This window comes from Martelella sp. NC20 (genome assembly GCF_013459645.1).
Lineage (GTDB): Bacteria > Pseudomonadota > Alphaproteobacteria > Rhizobiales > Rhizobiaceae > Martelella.
The window spans coordinates 5,195,260-5,215,885 of the sequence record NZ_CP054861.1; the positions used below are offsets into that span (position 1 = coordinate 5,195,260).

Sequence of the window (20,626 nt, forward strand, 5' to 3'; positions counted from 1 at the left end):
CCGGACATTGAACGAAGAGAGCAACAGCGAAGAACTCCTGCCCGCCGAGCGGCGTCAGCAACTGGTGGACTGGTTCAAGAGCAACCAGGCCGGCACCAGCCAGGATCTGGCGCGCATGTTCGGCATCTCCGTGTCGACGATCCGGCGCGACCTTGATCTGCTGGCCTCGGAAGGCCTGGTCAAGCGCACCCATGGCGGCGCCGTCAGCATCCGCTCGCGCGCGACCTACGAGCCTTCGACGGATCTCGCGCGCCGCACGGCGCTTGAGGAAAAGCAGGGGATCGTGCGCGAGGCCATGCGCTTCATCGAACCCGACCAGGCGCTGCTGATTGATACGGGCGCTGTCATCTGTCACCTGCTGGCGGAAGAAATCGCCGGTCTCGATATTCCGCTGACCATCATCACCAACGATCTCCATGTCGCCAAGGTGCTGACCTACAAGCCGAACATCAAGCTGATCGTCCCCGGCGGCGGCTGCAGGTTCGGTTCGTTCAGCCTTCTCGGCGAACCCGGCCTGAGCTTTCTCGCAGATATACGCTGCGACCTGTTCTTCATGTCGGCGGCCGCGATCGACGAGCAATGCGTGTCGGAGACCCTGCTCGAACTGGTGCAATTGAAGCGTGCCATGATCGCGGCGGCCAACAGGGTCATCCTGATGGCCGATTCCAGCCGCTTCATGGAGCGCGCCCTGCACAAGACCGCCCCGATCGACGCGATCGACACCATCATCACCGATGAGGGCCTCGGCCGCGACCAGATCGACAAATTCCCCTCCCCCGGCCCCGAATTCATCACCGCGGAAATGGGGTGAGCATATCCGTCGGGCTCCCGCCGAGGCAAAACGCACGCGCGGGCCGGAGAAGGCCGCTGTTTCAGCCCGAAGCCGGCTGCTTATCCGGAACCGGGCCCGAAGACCCGCGCGCGATGATCTGGCAGGGAACAGTAAACAGGTGACCGACCCGCATGCCTGAAACAGCGCGGTGAACGTGCTTGCCTGGGTCGACAATATCGAAGCCCTCGACGCTTCCATCATGTCGGAAATCAAATCGCCGCGGTTCCGGAAGGCAAGAGCAAGGTGACGCGTTCGGGACAGAGCGCGAGATAACAGCGCTCGCACAGAGAGTTCGGCCGATCGACGGAAGCCTTCCCGACAAAGATCGCTGTCGCCTCGCTCCCCGGCAAATGAACCCCGCAACATTTCGTAACATAACGTAGCACCCCCTGCCTGCCTGCTCTGGCAGAGGTCATGGCGGGGCCGGATGATCCGGCTCCGGGTTCTCAGACAGAGATCGGCCATGACAGACAGAAACACCATTTCTTCCTCCGGCAAGCAGCAGGGCCGGCGGCGGGCGCTGTTGCGCTCCCTTGTCCTGCTGCTCGCGATGGCGCCCGTTTCCCTCGCTTCGGCGCAGGATATCAAGCGCGTCACGGTCGTCTCGGCGCGTGAAGGCGCGGTTGTCGGCACGGTTGCGGCAACCGGCACGGTCGTCGCCCGGGAAGAGGTGCCGGTCCATGCCGAGGTCGACGGGGGAATCATCCGCGCCGTTCTCGTCGATGCGGGCGAGTACGCTGAAGCCGGCATGCCGCTTGCGGAAATCGACACGGCCGATGCCGAACTGGCGCTCGACAGGAACACCGTCGAACTGCGCCGGGCCCGGATGATGATCGCTCAGGAAACGGCGCGGCTGGAAAAGGCCCGGGTCAGCGAGGCCGAGGCCGGAAAGGAACTGGAGCGCAGCCGGTCTCTGACGGCCGAGGGCGCGTCGTCCGAACGCATGTTCAGCGAGCATGAAAACGAACATGCCCGCGCCGCCGTCGATCTGGAGATCGCAGGTCAGACACTTCAGGTCGCGCACGCCGAACTGGAGCTGATCGAACACAACCGCGCATAGATCGAGCGCACGATCGAGACGAGCACGGTCAAGGCGCCGACCGCAGGCCTCGTGCTGTCGCGCAACGCCCGCACCGGCCTTGCCGTCGAAACAGGCGGGGAGCCGCTCTTCGTTCTGGCCGAAGACGGCGCGCTCGAACTGGAGGTCGAAGTCGCCGAGGCAGACCTACCGCTGGTGCGCGAAGGACAGCCGGCGATCTTCCATCTCTCCGGGCACGCCGCTCCACTCACGGGCACTGTGCGGCATCGCGCGGCGCGGATCGATGCGGCAAGCCGCATGGGGCGCGTGCGCATCGCGCTTGAAGACCCGGCGGGCCTTGTGGTCGGCGCCTTCGTCAGCGGGCGGATCGAGGTGTTCGCCCGGCGTTCGGTTCTGGTGCCGGCGACGGCTGTCCGCTTTACCGGCGACGGCGCCACTATAACCACTGTGGAGGACGGCATTGTCTCGAAACGAAGCGTTGAGATCGGGCAGGTCAGAGGAGACCTTGTCGAAGTCATCGACGGCCTCGCCCCCGGCGTCCTCATCGTGCTGAAGGCGGGCAGTTTTCTGAAACCGGGAGAGCCCGCAACGCCGGCGCATCTTCAATATAGGCTGCCCTTTGAAAACGGCGTCGCCTCCGATCGCCCCGTGTCCGCGCCAACGACGATCTCGAGGGCTGACTGAGATGAATATGAGTATTTCCGCCTGGGCGATCCGCTCGCCGCTGGCTTCGGTCCTGCTTTTCATCGTGCTGATGGCCGCCGGAATCTATGGCTTCATGCGCCTGCCGGTGACCTACTTCCCGACGATCGACACGCCGGTGGTCAGCATCACCGTCGAACAGTCCGGTGTTGCGCCGGAAGAACTCGAAACCGAAGTCACAAAGCCGATTGAAAATACACTGGCCTCTCTCGCCAATGTCGAACAGATATCTTCGACCATAACCAATGGCCAGTCCGTCACCGAAGTCGATTTCGTGCTCGGCACGGTCGATATCGACCGCGCTGTTTCTGAAGTGCGCGGCGCGATTTCCCGGATCCGCTCCGACCTGCCGGCCGATATCGACGAACCGATCATCGAGCGCATCGAGGAAGAAGCCCAGCCGGTCGCCATCTATGCGGTGTCGAGCACGGACATGTCGCTCGAAGAGGTCTCCTGGTTCATTGACGATACGCTGGCGCGCGAGTTGCAATCCGTGCCGGGCCTGGCCGGCATCAGCCGTATCGGCGGGGTCGACCGCGAGATCCGGGTCTCGCTCGACCCGGATCGGCTTCGCGCCTACGGGCTGACGGCCGACACGGTGACGCAAAGCCTCGCGGCCAATCATCTCGATGTTTCAGGCGGGCGCAGCTCTTTTGGCGCCCGCGAGCAGGTGCTGAGCACGCATGCGCGCGTGAGCGATGTTTCAGAGCTTGCGGCGATCGGCATTCCGCGCGGAAACGGCCGGCAGATCACGCTCGGAAACCTCGGCGAGATCCGCGATGTCTATGCTGAGCCGCAAAGCTTCACGCTGCTCGGCGGCGGCGAGGTCGTCGGGTTCTCGGTTGAGCGCACCAAAGGCGCAAGCGAAATCGGCGTTGCCGATGGCGTTGCCCTGCGCATCGGCGAAATCGCCACAGAGAACCCCGGCATGTCCATCGAACGGGTCGACGATGGCGTGCGCTACACCCGCGGGAATTATAACTCCGCGATGCAGACCCTGATCGAGGGGGCGGCTCTCGCCGTCGCGGTCATCTTCCTGTTCCTGCGGGACTGGCGGGCGACCATCATTGCCGCTATGGCCCTGCCGCTTTCGGTGGTCCCGACATTCTTTGTCATCGACCTGCTCGGGTTCTCGCTCAACATCCTGACGCTGCTGGCGATCACCCTGGTCACCGGCATTCTCGTGGACGACGCGATCGTGGCGATCGAGAACATCGCGCGCCATCGCAGCATGGGCAAGCCGGCCTATCAGGCAGCACTCGAGGCCTCCGACGAGATCGGCCTTGCCATTGTCGCGATCTCCGCCACCATCATCGCCGTTTTTCTGCCGGTCGGCCTGATGAGCGGCGAGGTCGGGCTGTATTTCCGTGAATTCGGACTGACGGTCGCCATCGCGGTTTTCTTCTCGCTGCTGGTCGCGCGGCTGATCACGCCGATCATGGCGGCTTATTTCCTGACGGGCAAGGTATCGGCCGAGAGCGAGCGCGGAGCAATGGCCGCAGCCTATCAGCGTTTCCTCGGCGCGGTTCTCAGATACCGGTGGTTGACCGTTGCCATTGCGGTCGCGCTTTTCGGGATCTCGGTGATGCAGCTCGGCGCGATACCGACGTCATTCGTTCCGGAGGAAGATACCGGAAAACTGACGCTCACGCTCGAACTGCCGCCGGGCGCGTCTCTCGACGAAACCCGCGCCGTAGCCGAAGATGCAAGCCGACGTTTCGCCCATGTCGACAATGTCGAGACGATTTTCATCCAGGGCGGTTCCAGCGCCACCGGCGACCGGGACGTTCGCTTTGCTTACGTCATGCTCGATCTGGGACCGGCGACTGAACGCAACACACCGGTTTCCGCCATCGAGGAAACGTTGAAGATCGAGCTTTCGGCTATCGCCGACATCCGCTTCCAGTTTCTGAATGCCCGGGGCGGCCGCGATGTGTCCTTCGCCATCCTGAGCAATGACGGCGATGCCGCGCAGATGGCGGCCGCCGATATTCTCGCGGCAATGGAAGCCGATCCGGCCTTCGTCAATCCAGGCTCGGAAGCGACCGCCATGCGGCCGGAACTGCGCATGCAGGTGCTGTCCGACAAGGCTGCCTCGCTCGGCATATCGACGGCCGCGATCGCGGAGACCATTCGTATCTCGACGGTCGGAGACAGCAGCGGAAACCTGCCGCAATTCGCCGATAATGGCCGTCTCATCCCCATCCGGGTTCAGCTCGACGGACGCGTCCGCGACGATATCGAAAGCTTCAGCCTGATCGGCGTTCCCACCGCCGGCGGCGGGCAGGTTCCGCTCTCCAGCATCGTTCGTTTCGAATATGGCGAGACGCTATCTTCCATCGAGCGGCTCGACCGCGAACGCCGCGTCAATATCGGGGCCGATGTCGCCGGGGGCCTGACCTCGGGTGAAGGGTTTGCAACGCTTGAGAGCCTGCCTGTGGTGCGGGGATTGCCGCCAACGGTGCGGATTTCGGCAACCGGCGATTCCGATTCTGAAGGCGAAGTTCTGTCGAGCTTCGGTGTCGCCATGGGTGCGGGCGTGATGCTTGTGATGGTCGTTCTGGTTCTGCTGTTCGGCAGTTTTCTGGCGCCCTTTACCATCCTTGCCTCGCTGCCGCTGTCGATCAGCGGTGTCGTGGCGGCGCTGATGCTCACGGGAAGTTCGCTGTCCCTGCCCGCCGTGATCGGTATTCTGATGCTGATGGGGATCGTCACCAAGAACGCGATCATGCTGGTCGATTTCGCCATCGAGAAGGAACGGGCCGGCCATCCCCGCCTGGAAGCGACGATGGAAGCCTGCGCGGAACGGGTGCGGCCGATCATCATGACCACGCTGGCGATGGTCGCCGGCATGGCGCCCTCGGCGCTGGCCCTTGGCGAGGGGGGCGGGTTCCGGGCGCCGATGGCCATCACGGTCATCGGCGGACTGATCGCATCCACCGTGCTTTCGCTTGTGGTCGTCCCGGCGCTGCACCTTATCACCTCCGGACTGGGCGACCGGCTGGACGGCCTGTTTTCACGCAGACCGGAGCTCGTCCAACCGCCGGCCGCCGGCTGAACGGCGGCTGGACAATGGCCGCAAAACGCACAAACCTGACTAGAAGGGCCGCCCCGGTGCGGCCCGCCGGCCCTTTCCGGCCGGTTCAGGGAGAAAGACTTGAACAGCTACAGATCCGGAGACATTCTGATTGTCGAGGACGATGCCGAAATCGCCGATCTTCTGGCCGAGACCATCCGTCAGAACGGCATGCATGCCACGCATGTCAGGGACGGGCAGGCCATGCACGCGATCCTCAGGCGACAGAGTTTCGACCTCATCATTCTCGATGTCATGCTGCCGGGCGAAGACGGCATCAGCCTGTGCCGGAGCATTCGCGCCGGCAACACGATACCGATCATCCTGCTGACCGCGCTTGGCGAGGAGGTCGACCGTATCGTCGGACTGGAGGTCGGCGCGGACGACTACATCACCAAGCCGTTCAGCCCGCGTGAGGTGATCGCCCGCATCCGCAGCCTGCTCAGGCGCGCGGGCTACGGCGTCAAGGCCAGCCACGCGCCGACCGCGCTGCGTTTCGAGGGCTGGCGCCTCGATCCGATGCGCCGCCAGCTTCACGATCCAAGCCATGCCCGGGTGTCGCTGACGACGACCGAGTTCGATATCCTGATTGCCTTCTGCCAGAATCCCGGCCGCGTCATCTCGCGCGAGGAACTGCTGATGCTCACCCATTCAGGGCTTGCCGGGCCGATCGAGCGCAGTATCGATGTCCATATCAGCCGGTTGCGGCAGAAGATCGAGAAGGACCCGAAAGAACCGCAGCTTCTTCAGACCGTGCGTCTGGGCGGATACGTGTTCACCGCCGCGGTGGAACGCGAATGAGGCGGCTCAGACGGTTTATGCCGACCACGATCAGGGCACAGATGGTGCTGCTCGTGGTGGTGGCGATCGCTGTCGTGGTCAATGCCGGCGCGTTGCTGGAACGTCTGGAGGACAGGGATTACAGCACCGACAGCGATGCCGTGGTGGCGCAGGCCGAACTGCTCGCGGCGCTGATGTCCGAAACCCCGCCTGACGGGCGACGAGCGCTGCTTGAAAACGCCAGGCGCACGGGGATGGATGTCTTTATGGCCGACGGCCGGCAGTTCGAAACGCTGGAGGAGGCCGAGCAGTCCGCCGGCTTCGTCAGCCTGATGCTCTCCTTGCTGTTTCAGGCCAGATACGACGACAGTCTGGCGTCCGGAACCAGCATCATCCTCTATGAGGACCGGCCGGCCCTTCTCGTGTCGATCACGCAAAGCGAGGCGCTCGTCTACATTCCGCGATCGGCGGGTTTCGATCTCACCTCGCGCTACACCTATTATTTCCTGTCATTCGTCACCTTTGTCGCGCTGTTTTCCATCTTCGGCGTTCGGGCCATCACCGCGCCGATCCGCGCTCTTTCACGCGAACTGGCCTCGACGAAGGCTTTTCTGGACAAGGACTTGCCGCTGAAGGAGCAGGGAAGCCGCGAAATCGTCGATCTGATCCGGGCCTTGAACGACCTCAAATTCCGCATCCAGGCGATGATGGCGGGCCAGAATCGGATGCTGCGCGCCGTCAGCCACGATCTCAGAACCCCGCTGACGCGCATCCGCCTGCGCAGCGAGCGGATCGAGGATCCCGGTTTGCGCGACAAGATCGTTTCGGACGTCGCCAAGGTCGACATGCTGATCAACGCGACGCTGGACTATATCCGCAACGACAGGGATACCGAACAACCGGAACGCACCGACCTCGCCAGCATGCTGGAGACAATCGTCGCGGACTATTCCGATCTCGGTTCCGACATCGCCTATGACGGACCGCCGCGTCTGGTCTGGACCGTCAAGCCGCACGCCTTCCAGCGCGCCATCGTCAATCTCTGCGACAACGGACTGAAATTCGGCACCCATGTCACCGTCGTGCTGAGGGAAAGCGGGGCCGGCGCGCAAATCGAAATCCGCGACAATGGTCCGGGCGTCCCCGAAGCCATGCGCGGTCGCCTTCTCGAACCCTTCTTCAAGCTCGACGATGCGCGCGGCGCGGACCATTTCCCGACCGGCTTCGGCCTCGGCCTGTCGATCGTCGACGACATTATCCGCGACCACGGCGGCACGGTGTCGTTTCACGACAACGTGCCGCACGGGCTCGTCGTCGTGTTGAGTTTCTCCACCGACACTCCCGCGTAATCAGAACCGGTAGCCGAGCGACAGCGTGACCTGCGGCTGCCATTCACGCTCCACGATCGGACTGTCGGCGGCATCGCCGACAAGCAGACCGACGCCGGCACCGGCCTGCAAAAACCAGTTCTCATCAAAGGCATAGGTCGCCGAAATATCGAAGTCGACGCGCTGCAGGCCGGCCCCGGCCTTGTATTGCGGCAGGCCCGAAGCCGCCGCCTGGGCGGCATCGATGCTGAAATAGCTGTCCATATAGTTCTCGTCGGCAATCGTCGCTTCCAGGCTGGTCGCGACAACCAGTTTCTCGCCCATATGCCAGCCGTAATTCGCACCGATCTTGCCGGTGAGCCCCTCGCTGCCGCCAATGGTCTTGTCGATGACGCCGTAGAACTCGAAGGCATCCCACTGGTAGCCGACCTTGATCCCTGCGGTCACGCCGAAATCGACATCACCGAGGCCCCTGAGCAGATCGCCGTCACCTTCAGAACGGCCGGATTCGTAACCAAACCGGGCGTCGACATAAAAGCCGCCATCCTTGTAGAGCGTGACATCCAGGCCGCCGGGATCGAACTGAAGCCAGTCGGCATAGCCGATCGACACGATCGGGATCGGGCTGATCTCCATTTTCTCGCCGCCCTCATAGGCCGGCTCGAAGCTCGCCCCGCCGCCGACAATCACTTCCCACCGGGACGCAAACGCCTCTTTTTCCAGCGGCTGCGGCCCCGAAATGGCCGGCGGCGGATCATCACGAACGACGAAATCCGCTGCAAGGCCTCGATGTGCAACAGCGCCCACGGAAACGAACCCCGTAAATCCGACTGCCGCAGCAGCGAAATGATTTAGTTTTACCATCTGCAATGAAAGCTCCGATGAAACACGAACGCACCGGAGAACCCGGCGCAACCTGGGAGGACGGTTTCATCTTGCGCCGGCAACAAGCAGCCGTGTGTTTTCTTTCATTGCCAAAGATTACGGGATAGCCACATGTGTGGCAGTGCCGGGGCCTCATCAAGGCAGAGCTGAAACAGGCGTCGCGGGACCGGCATAAACGCGAATATGGCAACGGCCGCGACAGGAGGCGTTTGTCCATGAGATCGGCGGCATCGGCATCGTCGGCACCGCCCAGTCCTGGCGGGACCTTCGGCAACTCGCCGACATGGCCCTCGGTCGTTGGGGGCGCATCGATGCACTGCTGAACTGCCCCTGGTCCGAAGCGTTCGGCTTCAACGCCCTTCCCGGTACGGCAATCCACGGGGCCTGCCTGATGTCGATGATCCGCACCATGCGCATCGTCGCACCGATCATGAGAAAGCAGAAATCCGGGGCGATCGTGAACATAGCCCCGCCGCCCATGCCCGACTTCATGGCATCGGGCGAAGACGCGTTCACCGACAGTCTCATGGCCCTGACCGCGCGTTTTTCGGCCGGCAATGCGGCTCACAACATCCGGATGAACAATGTCTTCCCCGGCTGGCTTGACTACCTGCCCGAAGACGAGACCATTCGCGGTGCGATCCCGCTGGGCCGCTATGGCGAAATCGATGAAGTCGCCGCAACCGTCGCTTCCCTGCTTTCCGACGGCGCCGGCTACATTACCGGCCAGAACATCCATGTCGACGGCGGTATTTCCCTGCCGGCACAAGGCGCGCCAGAACCCGACCGCCAAATGGATCGCCAGTTTCGCGGTTCTTCAGAGGCGTTTTGCCCGATGTTCTAAAGTTCGTATCTGGCCAGTATCGCCTCGATCGCCCGGTCCTGTTCCGGATCCGGCGAAAGCGCGGGCTGGCGGGAAAGACCGACTGAGGGGTCGCGCAGGTAGAGCGCGCGCTTCACCAGGGCCGGCGGATAGCCGAGCTTGTAAAGATCGGTGCGGAAGGCGGCGTAGGTCTCCTGCGCCCTGGCCGCCCCCTCCTCGTCGCCGGCGTTGACGCACGAAACGATCCTGGCCAGCACGTCAGGCATGACATTGCCAAGGCCGGAAATGCAGCCTCTAGCGCCATTGCTCAGCGCCCAGTGCACCAACTGGTCGGGTCCGGAATAGACGTCGAACCCGTCAACCGACCGACCAACCTCCATATAGGCCTCAAGCGTGTCCCGCGCGCCGCCCGAATCCTTGATCCCCGCAATATTGCCGTGAGCGGCCAGCCTGCGGGCGGTCTCGGGCTCGATATGGTTCTGGGTGCGCGCCGGAATGTCGTAAAGATAGATCGGCGTCGCCACCGCGTCGGCGACCGTGGTGAAATGGCGTTCGAGGCCATCCTGGGTGCAGGCGATGAAGAACGGCGTGATGACGGCGATGCCGTCGACGCCGATGCGGTCGAATTCGCGCGCGAGCTTCACCGTCTCGAAGGTCGCGGGCATGCCGGCATTGACGATGACGCGGGCGCGGCCGGCGACCTCATCGACCACCTCGCCGCAAAGCCGCACCTTCTCGTCAAAGGTCAGGGCGGAGAAATCGCCATTCGTGCCGGCGCACATGATGTTGTTGCCAGCAGAAACCTGCCGGCGCACCTGCGCGCGCGTCGCCTCGTAATTGATGGTTTCGTCATCGTTGAAACAGGTTACCAGCGCGACGAACGCTTCCTTCTTGCCGGTCATTCTTCCTCCTCAGCCGCGCGCGGCGGCGCCCATTCTTGCGGCGTAATCGAGTGCCGCGAGCATATTGACATGGTTGGCCCTGCCCGTGCCGGCGATGTCGAACGCCGTGCCGTGATCGACCGAGCAGCGATCGATCGGCAGGCCAAGCGAGACGTTGACAGCGGTATCGAAGGCGACGAGCTTGATCGGGATATGGCCCTGGTCGTGATACTGGGCGATGACCAGATCGAAAGCGCCGTTATAGGCGCGATGATAGACGGTGTCGGCCGAGATCGGCCCTTCCACGGCGATGCCCTCGGCCCGTGCCGCGGCAACGGCGGGCGCGATCGCCTCGTCATCCTCGCGGCCAAAAAGCCCGTTCTCGCCGCAATGCGGGTTGATGCCCGCCACCGCGATGCGCGGCGCGGCAAGCCCCATGCGCTTCATGTGCCTGTCGCCGGTGCGGATGGTCTCGAGGACACGCTCCGTCGTCGCCCGCCCGATCGCATCCCTGAGCGACACATGGGTCGAAACATGCACGACATTCAGCCGCTCGGAGGCAAGCAGCATCCATGACGATTTCGACCCCGTCAGATGCGCCAGCATGCCGGTATGGCCATCATAATGATGCCCCGCCGCGTTGAGCGCTTCCTTGTTGATCGGCGCCGTGACGATGCAGGCGGCCGCGCCGCCCATGGTCAGTTCCACAGCGCGGGCGATATAGCGGTAGGAAGCCTCGCCGCAGGCCGGGCTCAGGACGCCGAATGTCTCCGGCAATCCGTCGACGGCAACGTGGTCGACGCGGATACCATCTCCCTCGTCATCCGGGGCAAGAACCGGCAGGTCGACGCCGCAAACCGCAGCGGCGCGGGCGACCGTCGACCGGTCCCCGATGACGCGGACCTGCCGGCGCAAGGCGGCATCGCGGGCGGCGAGCGCCCTCACGGTCACCTCCGCGCCCACGCCGGAAGGATCCCCCATGGTGATGACGATTGACTGTTTCATGAAGGCCTCCCGATAACGACGCGTCATTCAGCTATTAACTTATAGGTAAACAGGTTTCAATAACCGAGGCATAAATTAATCTGATACGTTGTTTTTCCTTGAAATTTATCCTCTTTTTATCGCAAGATCGAGACGTAATAATAATGACAACTTTTGGAGACATCCGTGCCGCCAAGCGTTCTGATCATAGCCGATGACCTGACCGGCGCGCTTGATTCGAGCGTGGCCTTTGCGGGACCGGGGCGATCCGTGCTGGTGGCGCGCAATCCCAATGCCATTCCCGAGCTTTTGAGCCGCGCGCCGGACGTTCTCGCCATCAATACGGCAAGCCGGGAATGCGGCGCAGACGAAGCGGCGAAGCGCGTGGCGGCAGCCCTCGCCCACCTGCCCGTGGCCGATATTCCGATGATCATGAAAAAAGTCGACTCGCGGCTCAAGGGAAATATCGCTGCCGAAATGGCCGTGCTTCAGGCCATGCCTGGCGCGCGTCGCATCATCGCGGCCCCGGCGATCCCGGCAATGGGCCGCCGCGTGACGGGCGGCATGCTGAGCGGCGACGGCGTTTCCGGGCCGATCGACGTGGCGTCCCGCATCGGGGTTCCGGTAGAGATACCGGATGCCGAAAGCGACCGCGATATGAACGAGCTTGTCGCTTCTGCCGGACCCGGCGTGCTGTGGGTTGGCGCACGCGGTCTCGCCTTTGCGCTGGCGCGCGCCCCCCGGCATCCCGAACCACGGCCGTTCCGGCTTCATTCACCGCTGATGATCGTCAACGGGTCGCGCGATCCGATCACGGTGGCGCAGGTCGAGCGCCTGCGGGCGCTGACGCTGCTGCTCGACGCGCCCGACGGCGCGGTTCCGGCGACGCCCGGGGCTGAACTGCCGCTCGTCCTGTCGATCAGCGACGGCGGCGGCGGCCTTGCCGGCGACGCTGCCGGCGCCCGCTTCTGCGACGGCGTCAGCCGCCTGCTGCGCGCGCTCAGGCCGGAAGCGCTGCTGGTCGCCGGCGGCGAGAGCTGCAACGGCATTCTCGACCGCCTCGATATCCGGAGTTTACAAGTGATCGCCGAGTTGCGGCCCGGAATCCCGGTCAGTCACGCAAAGGCGCCTTGGGGAAATTTACAACTCGTGACAAAATCGGGCGGTTTTGGTACGCCGTCGCTTCTCGCCGAGCTCTTTGCCGAAGCGATGGCGGATAGCGTCGATGACGAAGAGGACATGCGATGACCGACAATCTGAACCAGGAAGCGGATCGCGGCACCCCGCAACGGCGCACCTCGCTGTCAGACAAGGTCTATGAGGCGCTGCGCGGGCGGATCATGCGCGGCGATTACGGCGCCAATGAAAAACTGCCGGCGGAAAAGGAACTTTCGATCAAGTTCGGGGTCTCGCGTCCGGTGCTGCGCGTGGCGCTCGAACGGTTGCGGGACGAAAGGCTGATCTATTCGCGCCAGGGCGCCGGCAATTTCGTGCGGATCAAGCGCGAGACGGCGCTTGGCTACACCCCGGTCGAAACCATCGCCGATATCCAGCGCTGCTACGAGTTCCGCCTGACCGTCGAAACCGACGCCGCCGCCCTTGCGGCGCTGAGGCGCAATGATGCCGTTCTGGCCGAAATGGAGAGGGCGCTGCATCTTCTCGCGGATGCGACCGGCCAGCAGCTTCACCGCGAGGACGCCGATTTCGCGTTTCACCAGTCGGTCGCCCAGGCCACCAACAACCAGTATTACGGGGAGACGCTGAAGGCGCTCCGCGACCACATCTATGTCGGCATGAAGCTGCATGGCGAGACGCTGATGTCCGATGGCGCCTGGGCGCTGGAGGAGGTGCTGGCCGAGCACAAGGCGATCTACACCGCCATCATGGAGCGCGCGCCGGACGCCGCCCGCGCCGCCATGCGCGCCCATATCGAGCATTCGCGCGAACGGCTGTTCGGCGGCGGCCTGTTCGATCTTTCACTCTGAAAACCGGCTGGCGGCAGCGGGCAGCCTCCAACCCGGCAATGCTAGAGTCTGTCAGGTTCAAATCGAACCAGACAGACTCTAGATTTATTTGTTTTCGTTTGTCTTTTCGGGAAAACCGGATTCCACTTTTCCCTGACAAACTCTAGAACGCCGCCCGATAGATCGCATGGACGTCATCGACCGACATGTCGCGCGGATTGTTGTCCATCAGCCTGCGGATGGCGTGGGCTTCCTCCGCCCACAGCCGCAGATCCGCCGCGTCGGCGCCATGGGCGCCAAGCCGCATCTCGACGCCGAGGCGCGCGCAGAATTGATGGGCGGCGCGGTGCACCATCTCCGGCGTTTCCGCCGCAAGGCCGAGCGCGCCCATGATCTCGCCGGTCTTCTCCGCCGCCACGGGCTGGTTGAAGGCCAGCACATGGGGAAAGATGATGGCGTTTGCGAGCCCGTGCGGCAGGCCGAGCCGGGTGCCGAGCGGATAGGCGAGCGCATGGCCCGCCGCCGTGTTGACCGGCCCGAGGCAGATGCCGCCGTAATAGGAGGCCAGCATCATGCCCGCGCGGGCCTCGGCGCTCGATGTCTCGATACAGGCGCAGGTGATCGCCCTCCTCGGCGAACTTCGCGACCGGCTCGGCATCGCCTTCATCTTCATCGCCCACGATCTTCCGGTCGTGCGCGACTTCGCCGACCGGGTGCTGGTGATGCAGCGCGGCGAGATCGTCGAACAGGGCACCGTCCGCCAGATTTTCGAGCACCCGCAGGAACTCTACACCCAACGCCTTCTCGCCGCCGGACTCGATCCCGACCCGGATGTCCAGGCAGGACACCGGGAGGCGAGACTGGCGCTGGAGAGAGCGGGGCTGGAACGCGCCTGACGATCATGGTGGCGTAAGGCCACGAACCAGACCGCTTCCCCGTGTTCAAAGAACGATTTCGTCGAAGACCCGGCGGCAGTCCATCTCATATTCCAGACCGACGATCGGTGGGCGGTTATAGTGCAAGGTAAGGCCGTTGCGGTGGACGCCGCGCGGCGCGAGCTCCGTCTCGATCAGCGGATGGATGTCGTGGACGGAATAGATCTGGGCCGCCGTCGTATCCGGCCATTTGCCATCGAAAAAGCTCATCCGGCGCTCCATCTCATCAAGCACGAAGGCGGCCTTCTCGCGCATGGCATCTGCGCTCGTCTCGCCCGGGCGGATGATGTGGTCGCGATAGTTGCCCGCGCCTTCCGGCACTTCGCCAGATCCGGCAATTGCGAAGGTTTTCGGTGCGTCGTCGTCCTTGACCGTATAGCAGAAGGCATGAAAGCCGGGCTCTTCCGGCGCGCCGATCTCCGGGCAGATATTGGAACGCGCCACCGGATTGTCGTCGCCTTCCATGATGTTCCAGGCGCGCAGCGTTTCCGCGTAAAGGGCATTGAAGGCGGCGAACCCATCCTCACTGAACTGGCCGGGCGACCGCATCTCGCAGGCGCAGAATGCTTCCAGCGGCCGGCCGCGTTCACGAAGATGCGCGGCGATGCGTTCAAAACCCGCCTCCATCGGCACCACATCGAAGAAGCGGGCGCGAATGATGCGATAGCCGTCAAGGGCGCTGACGCCGGCCGAATACTGCAGCACGCCGGGAATGTAGCGATAGCCGCCGGCCGCCATGGTTGTTGTCTTCATGATCAAATCCTTTCTGTCTGATGATTTCGGCGGTCCGGATCTCAGGAGCCGACCGAAAGAAAGCCGTCCATGCGCCGCAGGGCGGCGATGATGCTGTAGGCCGTGATCGCGCTGCTCTTCGGATTGCCCGCGTCCGGCAGGTTCTCCGACGCCACGCGGAGCGTGCCGCCCTTCGAGCGGATCGTGAGCTCGTGAATATTCGTGCCGATGCCGGGATCTGCCCAGATCTCGACCGATGTCGCATCGGCGCCAAGCCCGGCGAGCGCGACGGTTGCCGCCACATTGATGTTCCTGGGAAAGGCAGCGATCGACTGACGGGCTGAGCCGGAAAACACCCGCACGGGTGCATCGATCGTCTCTGTTGCCAGCATTCCCCCGTCGCTCGCGACCGCCTCCCCGAAGGAACCCGGCGGCTTGCGCGTCTTCAGCGTCACGGCCTCAAGGCCGATCTCGCGGGCGGCCCGCAGGCCGTCGATGCCGGCAACCGCCCCGGAAGGCGCCAGGATCCGCAATCCCGCTGCGCGCGCCTGATCGAGAAAACCCTCGATGATCAGCAATTGCCCGACGCTTGCCACAACGAAGGTCTTGCCGTCATGTTTCAGCATCGCCCCGCCCAGCACCGCGAAGGCCGATGGCGGCAGACACTCGACCACAATGTCGGCTGCATCGGGCAGGGCGGCGAGCGGCAGGAGCTCGGGAATGTTCCGAAATGTCGCTAGCCGTGCCGCGGCAGACCCGGCGTCGCGGGCAGAAACAGCCGTGAGTTCAAGCCCCTCTATCCCCTGATCGAGCGCCGCGGCAACCCGCAAGCCGATCGACCCGAGCCCGGCCACCGCCACTTTCCGGCTATCAGCCATAATTGACCACGAGCAGTTTGATGTCGGTCATGCTGTCCATGGCATAGCGGGTGCCCTCCCGCCCGAGGCCGGAATCCTTCCAGCCGCCAAACGGCATGGTATCGATCCGGTAGATCGGCACGTCATTGATCATCAGCGCGCCGACATCCCAGTCCTCCAGCGCCCGGAAGGCAGCCTTCATGTCATTGGTGAAGAACCCGCCCTGCAGGCCGAAACGGGAGTCGGCGGCACGGCGGACGCCTTCTTCCGCGTCCTTCACCTTCGTCAGCGTCAGCACCGGGCCGAAGATCTCGTCCGCCTCCACCTTCATGTCCGGTTTCGTGTCCGTCAGCACGGTCGGCATGACGACGGCCTTGTCGCGGGTGCCGCCGGTCAGAACGCGCGCGCCCTGTTCGACCGCTTCCTTTATCCAGCTTTCGATGCGCATCGCCGAGCGCTCATCGATGACCGGGCCGACATCCACGCCCTCTTCCATCGGATTGCCGACCTTGCAGGCCTCGACGCGGCTGACCAGTTCCTTCTCGAAAGCGTCATAGACCTTTTCATGGACGAAAATGCGCTGGACGCCGATGCAATACTGGCCGCCATAGACCACCCCGCCGCGCACGCAGCGCGCCGCCGCGAAGGCGACGTCGGCGTCATCGGAGACGACAACCGCGCCATTGCCGCCAAGCTCGAGCGAGACCTTCTTCTTGCCGCTCAGCGATTTGATATGCCAGCCGACCGGAACGCTGCCGGTAAAGGTGACCATTGCAATGCGTTCGTCGCGCACGAGCTTTTCGGCAAGCGGCACGTCGCAATGGATCACGCTCAGCGCCTCTTGCGGCAGGCCCGCCTCATAGAGAACCTCTGCCAGAAGCCTGCTGGTCAGCGGCGTTTGCGGCGCTGGCTTGAGGATCACGGAATTGCCGACCGCAAAGGCCGGCGCCAGCTTGTGCAGCACCAGGTTCAGCGGAAAGTTGAACGGCGTGATCGCGAGGATCGGCCCGATCGGAAACCTGCGGGCGATGCCGACGCGCCGGCCGAGCCCGTTCAGCGTCGCCAGATCGGCGCTCGAAAGATCGAGCGGACTGCCATCGGCGGATGCCGTCTGATATTCGAACACGGCGCCGTCGATATCCAGCGGCACTTCCTCGCCGCCGAAGGCGCGGGCCTCGCGCGCCGCGCCGCGCAGGTTCAGAAGCGACCGGGATATCTCGCCGCGCGCGTCATAGAGCGGCTTTCCCGCTTCCGCCGCGATAAGGCGGACGAACTCGTCCTTGCGCGCCTCGATCAGCGCGGCCGTGCGATCCAGAATATCGGCGCGCACGAAGCGCGGCAGTTTGCGCATCACGTCGAAGCCCTTTTGGGCCGTCAGGATGGCTTGCTCGATATCGGCATCCTGCGAAACCGGCATATGGCCGACAAGGCTGCCGTCATAGGGCGAGAGGATGGCGTCCTGCCGGACAGCGGTGTTTTGAGAGGCATTCATCGGATTTGCTTTCTGTCTTTCTCGGTGTCAGGCCGCGCCGATATAGGCTTCCCGCACGGCGGGCTCCTGACGGAGTTCTTCTGAAGGGGCTGCAAAGGAGATCCGTCCGCGATCGATCACATAGCCGCGATGGGCAAGGTCGAGCGCGGTCATCACGTCCTGCTCGACAAGCAGGATGGCGACGCCGGATTTGTTGATCTCGATGAGGGACTCGCTCAAAAGCTCGACCGCGCGCGGCGCGAGACCGAGCGAAAGCTCGTCGATCATCAGGAGTTTCGGGCGGCTCATGATCCCGCGGCCGATCGCGCACATCTGCTGCTCGCCGCCCGAAAGCGTCGAGGCGTCCTGATGTGCCCGTTCGGCAAGGCGCGGGAACATGGTCATGACGCGGTCGAGGTCGTCGTGAACCGCGCCATCCGTCTTCCGGAGATAGGCCCCCATCATCAGATTGTCCTTCACCGACATGGTGCGAAACAGCCGGCGGCCTTCGGGCACATGCGCGATCCCGCCCGCCAGCACCTGCCGCGAGCCGGCCCCCGCCAGTTCCTGGCCCTCGATCAAAATACTGCCCGCCGTGGGCTGCAGAAGGCCGGAGACGGTGCGCAACAGGGTCGTCTTTCCCGCACCGTTGGAGCCGATCAGGCAGACGATCTCGCCGGCATTGACCACAAGATCGATGCCCCAGAGAACCCGGATTTCGCCATAGCCGGCCTCAAGCCTGCTGATCTGGAAGAGTGGTTCAGACATCGGCCGTCTCCCCGGCATTTGCCTTTGCATAGCGATTGCCGAGATAGGCCTCGATCACCTTGTCGTTCTGCGTGATCTCGTCCGGACGCCCCTCCGCGATCTTGGCGCCGTGATGCAGCACCACGATGCGGGTGCAGAGCGTCATCACCACCTTCATCAGATGCTCGATCAGGATGATGGTGACCCCGCGCCCGGCGATCGCCCGGATCATCTCGAGCGCGGTTTCGATCTCCGCCGGGTTGAGACCGGCATTGACCTCGTCGAGCAGCAGAACCTTCGGCTTCATGGCGAGGCTCTTGGCGAGTTCCAGCCGCTTGCGCCCGGCAAGGGTCAGTTCGCTTGCAGGCGTATCGCGAAGCTGTTTCAGCCCGAGGAATTCGATCGCCTCGTCGGCGGCGCGCATCGCCTCGCTTGTCGACGATGCGCCCGCCGCGAAGACCGCGGGCGCCATCACGTTTTCGAGCACCGTCATCTCGGGAAATGGCTGGACCACCTGATAGGTGCGCGCCACGCCGAGCCGGCTGATCTGGTAGGGCTTCATTCCATCGATACGGCGGCCGTCATAGGTCACGCTGCCGCTTGAGGGCTTGAAGACGCCGGTCACCAGGTTGACGACCGTGGTCTTGCCCGCGCCGTTGGGACCGATCAGGCCGACGATTTCACCCGGCTCCACCGAAAGATTGACCTCGTTTACGGCCGTCAGCCCGCCGAAACGCTGGGTCAGGCCCTTGAGTTCAAGAATACTCATGGCTTGGTCTCCGCTTTGCTTTTCGTGCGCTTGCGCAGCCTGCGCATGACCGCGCCGACGACGCCGTTGGGCAGGTAGAAGATCAGCCCGACAATCAGGATGCCGAGAACGGCGGCATGGATGGACAGGAAATTGCGCCAGACCACTTCCTCGATCACCAGGAAGATGCCGGAACCGATCACCGGGCCGAGAAGCGTGCCGGGGCCGCCAAGCATGGTCATCACGATCGGGCGGATCGTGGTCATCACCGAGTAGACGTCCGGCGGCTCGATATAAAACACCCAGGAGGCATAGAGCGCGCCGGCCGAACCGACGAACAGGGCGGACAGGACGAAGGCGATGATCTTGTAGAGCGTGGTGTTGATGCCGACCATCGAGGAGGCATCCTCGTTCTGGCGGATACAGCGCAGCGCAAAGCCAATGCGCCCGGCCGAAACATACCAGCTCATCAGGAAGGTGAGCACCGCAAGGGCGAGCATCGCCCAGAAGAACAGCCGCGCCTGGGCGCTGACCGACATGCGGATAATCGGCAGGTTGAGGCCCATGCCGCCGCCCGTCAGGCTGGTCCATGAAGTGGTGATCTCAAGCAGCACTTCGGCAAGCACCAGACTGGCGATTGCGAAATAATGGCCTTTCAGGTGCAGAATGGCAGCGCCCATGACGGCGGCGAACGCGGCGGCCATCAGACCCGCCGCGGCCCAGGCAAGCGGCATGGCAAGGCCAAGCCCCTGCAGGATGGCGCCGGTATAGGCGCCGAGACCGAAGAAGGCGGCCGTTGCGAACGAGGGATAGCCGGCATAACCGCCGATGATGTTCCACGACTGGGAAAGCACGGCATACATGGCGAACATCGTGCCGAGGCGCAGAATGTAATTGTCTCCGAACACCGGCAGAAAGGCGATGATGGCGAAGAAGCAGAGGCCGATCAGCGGATGTTTCATTCATACCCCCTGCGGCCCATGATGCCGGTCGGCTTGAAGATCAAAAGCAGGATGAGCAGGACGAAGGCGATCGTCAGTCCGTGTTGGGGACCGATGAACAGCGCGCCGAAGCTCTGGATGAGGCCGAGCGCAAGCCCGCCGACAATGGCGCCGGCGATGCTGCCAAGCCCGCCGAGAACGCAGACGATGAAGGCGATCGAAAGATATTCGGAACTTGCAAGCGGCGAGATCGGGAAGACGAGGCTCAAAAGGCTGCCGGCCGCCCCTGCCATCAGCGCGCCGATGCCGAAGGTGATCGCGTATATCTTCTTGACGTCGACGCCCATAAGGGCTGCGGCCTCGCGGTCCATGCGCACGGCGACGATGGCGTGGCCGATCTTGGAGCGGACCAGCAGCAGATAAAGCAGGCCGGTCAGCACGCCGGCAAGCAGCATCGCCACCAGCCGGTCGAGCGGCAGGACCAGTCCTGCGATCACCTTGCTGCCGAGCGGATTGGCCAGCTGCACCGAGCGGTAGTCGGCGCTGAAGGCCAGAAGCATGCCGTTGTTGAGCAGAAGATCGAGCCCGAATGTCAGCACCAGCGTGGTCAGGACCGGCGCGCCGACGACCCGGTTGATCAGCCCGAGCTGCACCACATAGCCGAGTGCGAACAGCAGCGCGCCGGCGATGACCACCGAAACGAACGGATGAATGCCGAGATGGACATAGGCGAAGTAGGCGATGTAGGAGCCGAGAACCACGAACGAGCCGTGCAGCACGTTGATGACGTTCAGGACGCCCCACACCAGTGAGAAGCCGACCGAGATACAGGCATAGAGCCCGCCCAGCACCAGCCCGTTGAGGAGGATCTGTGCATATAGCATTGGATGTTTTCCGCTGT

19 protein-coding genes and 2 pseudogenes are annotated in these 20,626 nt (G+C 63.6%); 10 read left to right on the forward strand and 11 right to left on the reverse strand.

The window, feature by feature from the left end:
- The first annotated feature begins 7 nt into the window (after positions 1-7).
- From HQ843_RS24795 to HQ843_RS24820, 6 genes are all read left to right on the forward strand, one after another.
- On the forward strand, positions 8-811 hold the full coding sequence (locus HQ843_RS24795) for a DeoR/GlpR family DNA-binding transcription regulator (RefSeq protein WP_180900699.1): 804 nt from the start codon (positions 8-10) through the stop codon (positions 809-811).
- A gap of 484 nt (positions 812-1,295) precedes the next feature.
- The gene (locus tag HQ843_RS24800) at positions 1,296-1,892 is read left to right on the forward strand and encodes an efflux RND transporter periplasmic adaptor subunit (protein WP_180900698.1); all 597 of its coding nucleotides are present in this window, start codon (positions 1,296-1,298) and stop codon (positions 1,890-1,892) included.
- Positions 1,893-1,904: 12 nt separating this feature from the next.
- Complete coding sequence (locus HQ843_RS24805; protein WP_256432959.1) at positions 1,905-2,555, forward strand: efflux RND transporter periplasmic adaptor subunit; 651 nt, start codon at positions 1,905-1,907, stop codon at positions 2,553-2,555.
- A 7-nt stretch (positions 2,556-2,562) separates the two neighbouring features.
- Positions 2,563-5,631, forward strand: a complete 3,069-nt coding sequence (locus HQ843_RS24810; protein ID WP_180903342.1) for an efflux RND transporter permease subunit — start codon at positions 2,563-2,565, stop codon at positions 5,629-5,631.
- 99 nt (positions 5,632-5,730) lie between these two features.
- The gene (locus HQ843_RS24815; protein ID WP_180900697.1) at positions 5,731-6,450 is read left to right on the forward strand and encodes a response regulator; all 720 of its coding nucleotides are present in this window, start codon (positions 5,731-5,733) and stop codon (positions 6,448-6,450) included.
- Positions 6,447-7,778 carry an ATP-binding protein gene (locus HQ843_RS24820; RefSeq protein WP_180900696.1) on the forward strand — a complete coding sequence of 444 codons (1,332 nt, stop codon included), beginning with the start codon at positions 6,447-6,449 and terminating at the stop codon, positions 7,776-7,778. Before HQ843_RS24815 ends, HQ843_RS24820 begins: the two co-directional genes overlap by 4 nt.
- Here HQ843_RS24820 and HQ843_RS24825 read toward each other — a convergent pair whose 3' ends face one another.
- Positions 7,779-8,564 carry a MipA/OmpV family protein gene (locus tag HQ843_RS24825; RefSeq protein ID WP_246710217.1) on the reverse strand — a complete coding sequence of 262 codons (786 nt, stop codon included), beginning with the start codon at positions 8,562-8,564 and terminating at the stop codon, positions 7,779-7,781.
- Between the two features lie 313 nt (positions 8,565-8,877).
- Between HQ843_RS24825 and HQ843_RS24830 the strand changes: the two genes are divergently transcribed.
- A complete protein-coding gene (locus tag HQ843_RS24830; protein WP_256432960.1) occupies positions 8,878-9,486 on the forward strand; it encodes an SDR family oxidoreductase in 609 nt (202 codons plus the stop codon).
- Here the strand turns inward: HQ843_RS24830 and HQ843_RS24835 are convergent.
- Positions 9,483-10,367, reverse strand: a complete 885-nt coding sequence (locus HQ843_RS24835; RefSeq protein ID WP_180900693.1) for a dihydrodipicolinate synthase family protein — start codon at positions 10,365-10,367, stop codon at positions 9,483-9,485. The genes HQ843_RS24830 and HQ843_RS24835 overlap by 4 nt on opposite strands.
- 9 nt (positions 10,368-10,376) lie before the next feature.
- Positions 10,377-11,351: a 4-hydroxythreonine-4-phosphate dehydrogenase PdxA gene (gene pdxA / locus HQ843_RS24840; protein WP_180900692.1), complete on the reverse strand. Its 975-nt coding sequence runs from the start codon at positions 11,349-11,351 to the stop codon at positions 10,377-10,379.
- A gap of 165 nt (positions 11,352-11,516) precedes the next feature.
- Here pdxA and HQ843_RS24845 point away from each other — a divergent pair, with 165 nt between their 5' ends.
- Positions 11,517-12,578, forward strand: coding sequence for a four-carbon acid sugar kinase family protein (locus HQ843_RS24845; protein ID WP_180900691.1), 1,062 nt, complete (start codon positions 11,517-11,519; stop codon positions 12,576-12,578).
- Positions 12,575-13,315 (forward strand): FadR/GntR family transcriptional regulator, encoded by a 741-nt coding sequence (locus HQ843_RS24850; protein WP_180900690.1) that lies wholly within the window; start codon positions 12,575-12,577, stop codon positions 13,313-13,315. The genes HQ843_RS24845 and HQ843_RS24850 overlap by 4 nt, the downstream gene beginning before the upstream one ends.
- Before the next feature lie 142 nt (positions 13,316-13,457).
- On the opposite strand, the pseudogene HQ843_RS24855 reads toward HQ843_RS24850, so the two are convergent.
- Positions 13,458-13,892, reverse strand: a pseudogene (locus tag HQ843_RS24855) (alcohol dehydrogenase); the annotation flags it as partial.
- Here HQ843_RS24855 and HQ843_RS24860 point away from each other — a divergent pair.
- Positions 13,882-14,190 (forward strand): annotated as a pseudogene (locus tag HQ843_RS24860) (ABC transporter ATP-binding protein); the annotation flags it as partial. The pseudogenes HQ843_RS24855 and HQ843_RS24860 overlap by 11 nt on opposite strands.
- Positions 14,191-14,235: 45 nt before the next feature.
- Here HQ843_RS24860 and cnbZ read toward each other — a convergent pair.
- From cnbZ to HQ843_RS24895, 7 genes are read right to left on the reverse strand one after another with little or no spacing between them, the layout of a single operon-like run.
- Positions 14,236-14,982 (reverse strand): 2-amino-5-chloromuconate deaminase CnbZ, encoded by a 747-nt coding sequence (cnbZ, locus tag HQ843_RS24865; RefSeq protein WP_180900689.1) that lies wholly within the window; start codon positions 14,980-14,982, stop codon positions 14,236-14,238.
- A 41-nt stretch (positions 14,983-15,023) separates the two neighbouring features.
- On the reverse strand, positions 15,024-15,839 hold the full coding sequence (locus tag HQ843_RS24870) for an aspartate dehydrogenase domain-containing protein (RefSeq protein ID WP_180900688.1): 816 nt from the start codon (positions 15,837-15,839) through the stop codon (positions 15,024-15,026).
- A complete protein-coding gene (locus tag HQ843_RS24875) occupies positions 15,832-17,310 on the reverse strand; it encodes an aldehyde dehydrogenase family protein (protein ID WP_180900687.1) in 1,479 nt (492 codons plus the stop codon). The genes HQ843_RS24870 and HQ843_RS24875 overlap by 8 nt, the downstream gene beginning before the upstream one ends.
- Before the next feature lie 27 nt (positions 17,311-17,337).
- On the reverse strand, positions 17,338-18,057 hold the full coding sequence (locus tag HQ843_RS24880; RefSeq protein WP_180900686.1) for an ABC transporter ATP-binding protein: 720 nt from the start codon (positions 18,055-18,057) through the stop codon (positions 17,338-17,340).
- On the reverse strand, positions 18,050-18,805 hold the full coding sequence (locus HQ843_RS24885; protein ID WP_180900685.1) for an ABC transporter ATP-binding protein: 756 nt from the start codon (positions 18,803-18,805) through the stop codon (positions 18,050-18,052). The genes HQ843_RS24880 and HQ843_RS24885 overlap by 8 nt, the downstream gene beginning before the upstream one ends.
- Positions 18,802-19,746 (reverse strand): branched-chain amino acid ABC transporter permease, encoded by a 945-nt coding sequence (locus HQ843_RS24890; RefSeq protein ID WP_180900684.1) that lies wholly within the window; start codon positions 19,744-19,746, stop codon positions 18,802-18,804. The genes HQ843_RS24885 and HQ843_RS24890 overlap by 4 nt, the downstream gene beginning before the upstream one ends.
- Complete coding sequence (locus HQ843_RS24895; protein ID WP_180900683.1) at positions 19,743-20,609, reverse strand: branched-chain amino acid ABC transporter permease; 867 nt, start codon at positions 20,607-20,609, stop codon at positions 19,743-19,745. The genes HQ843_RS24890 and HQ843_RS24895 overlap by 4 nt, the downstream gene beginning before the upstream one ends.
- Between the last annotated feature and the right edge of the window lie 17 nt (positions 20,610-20,626).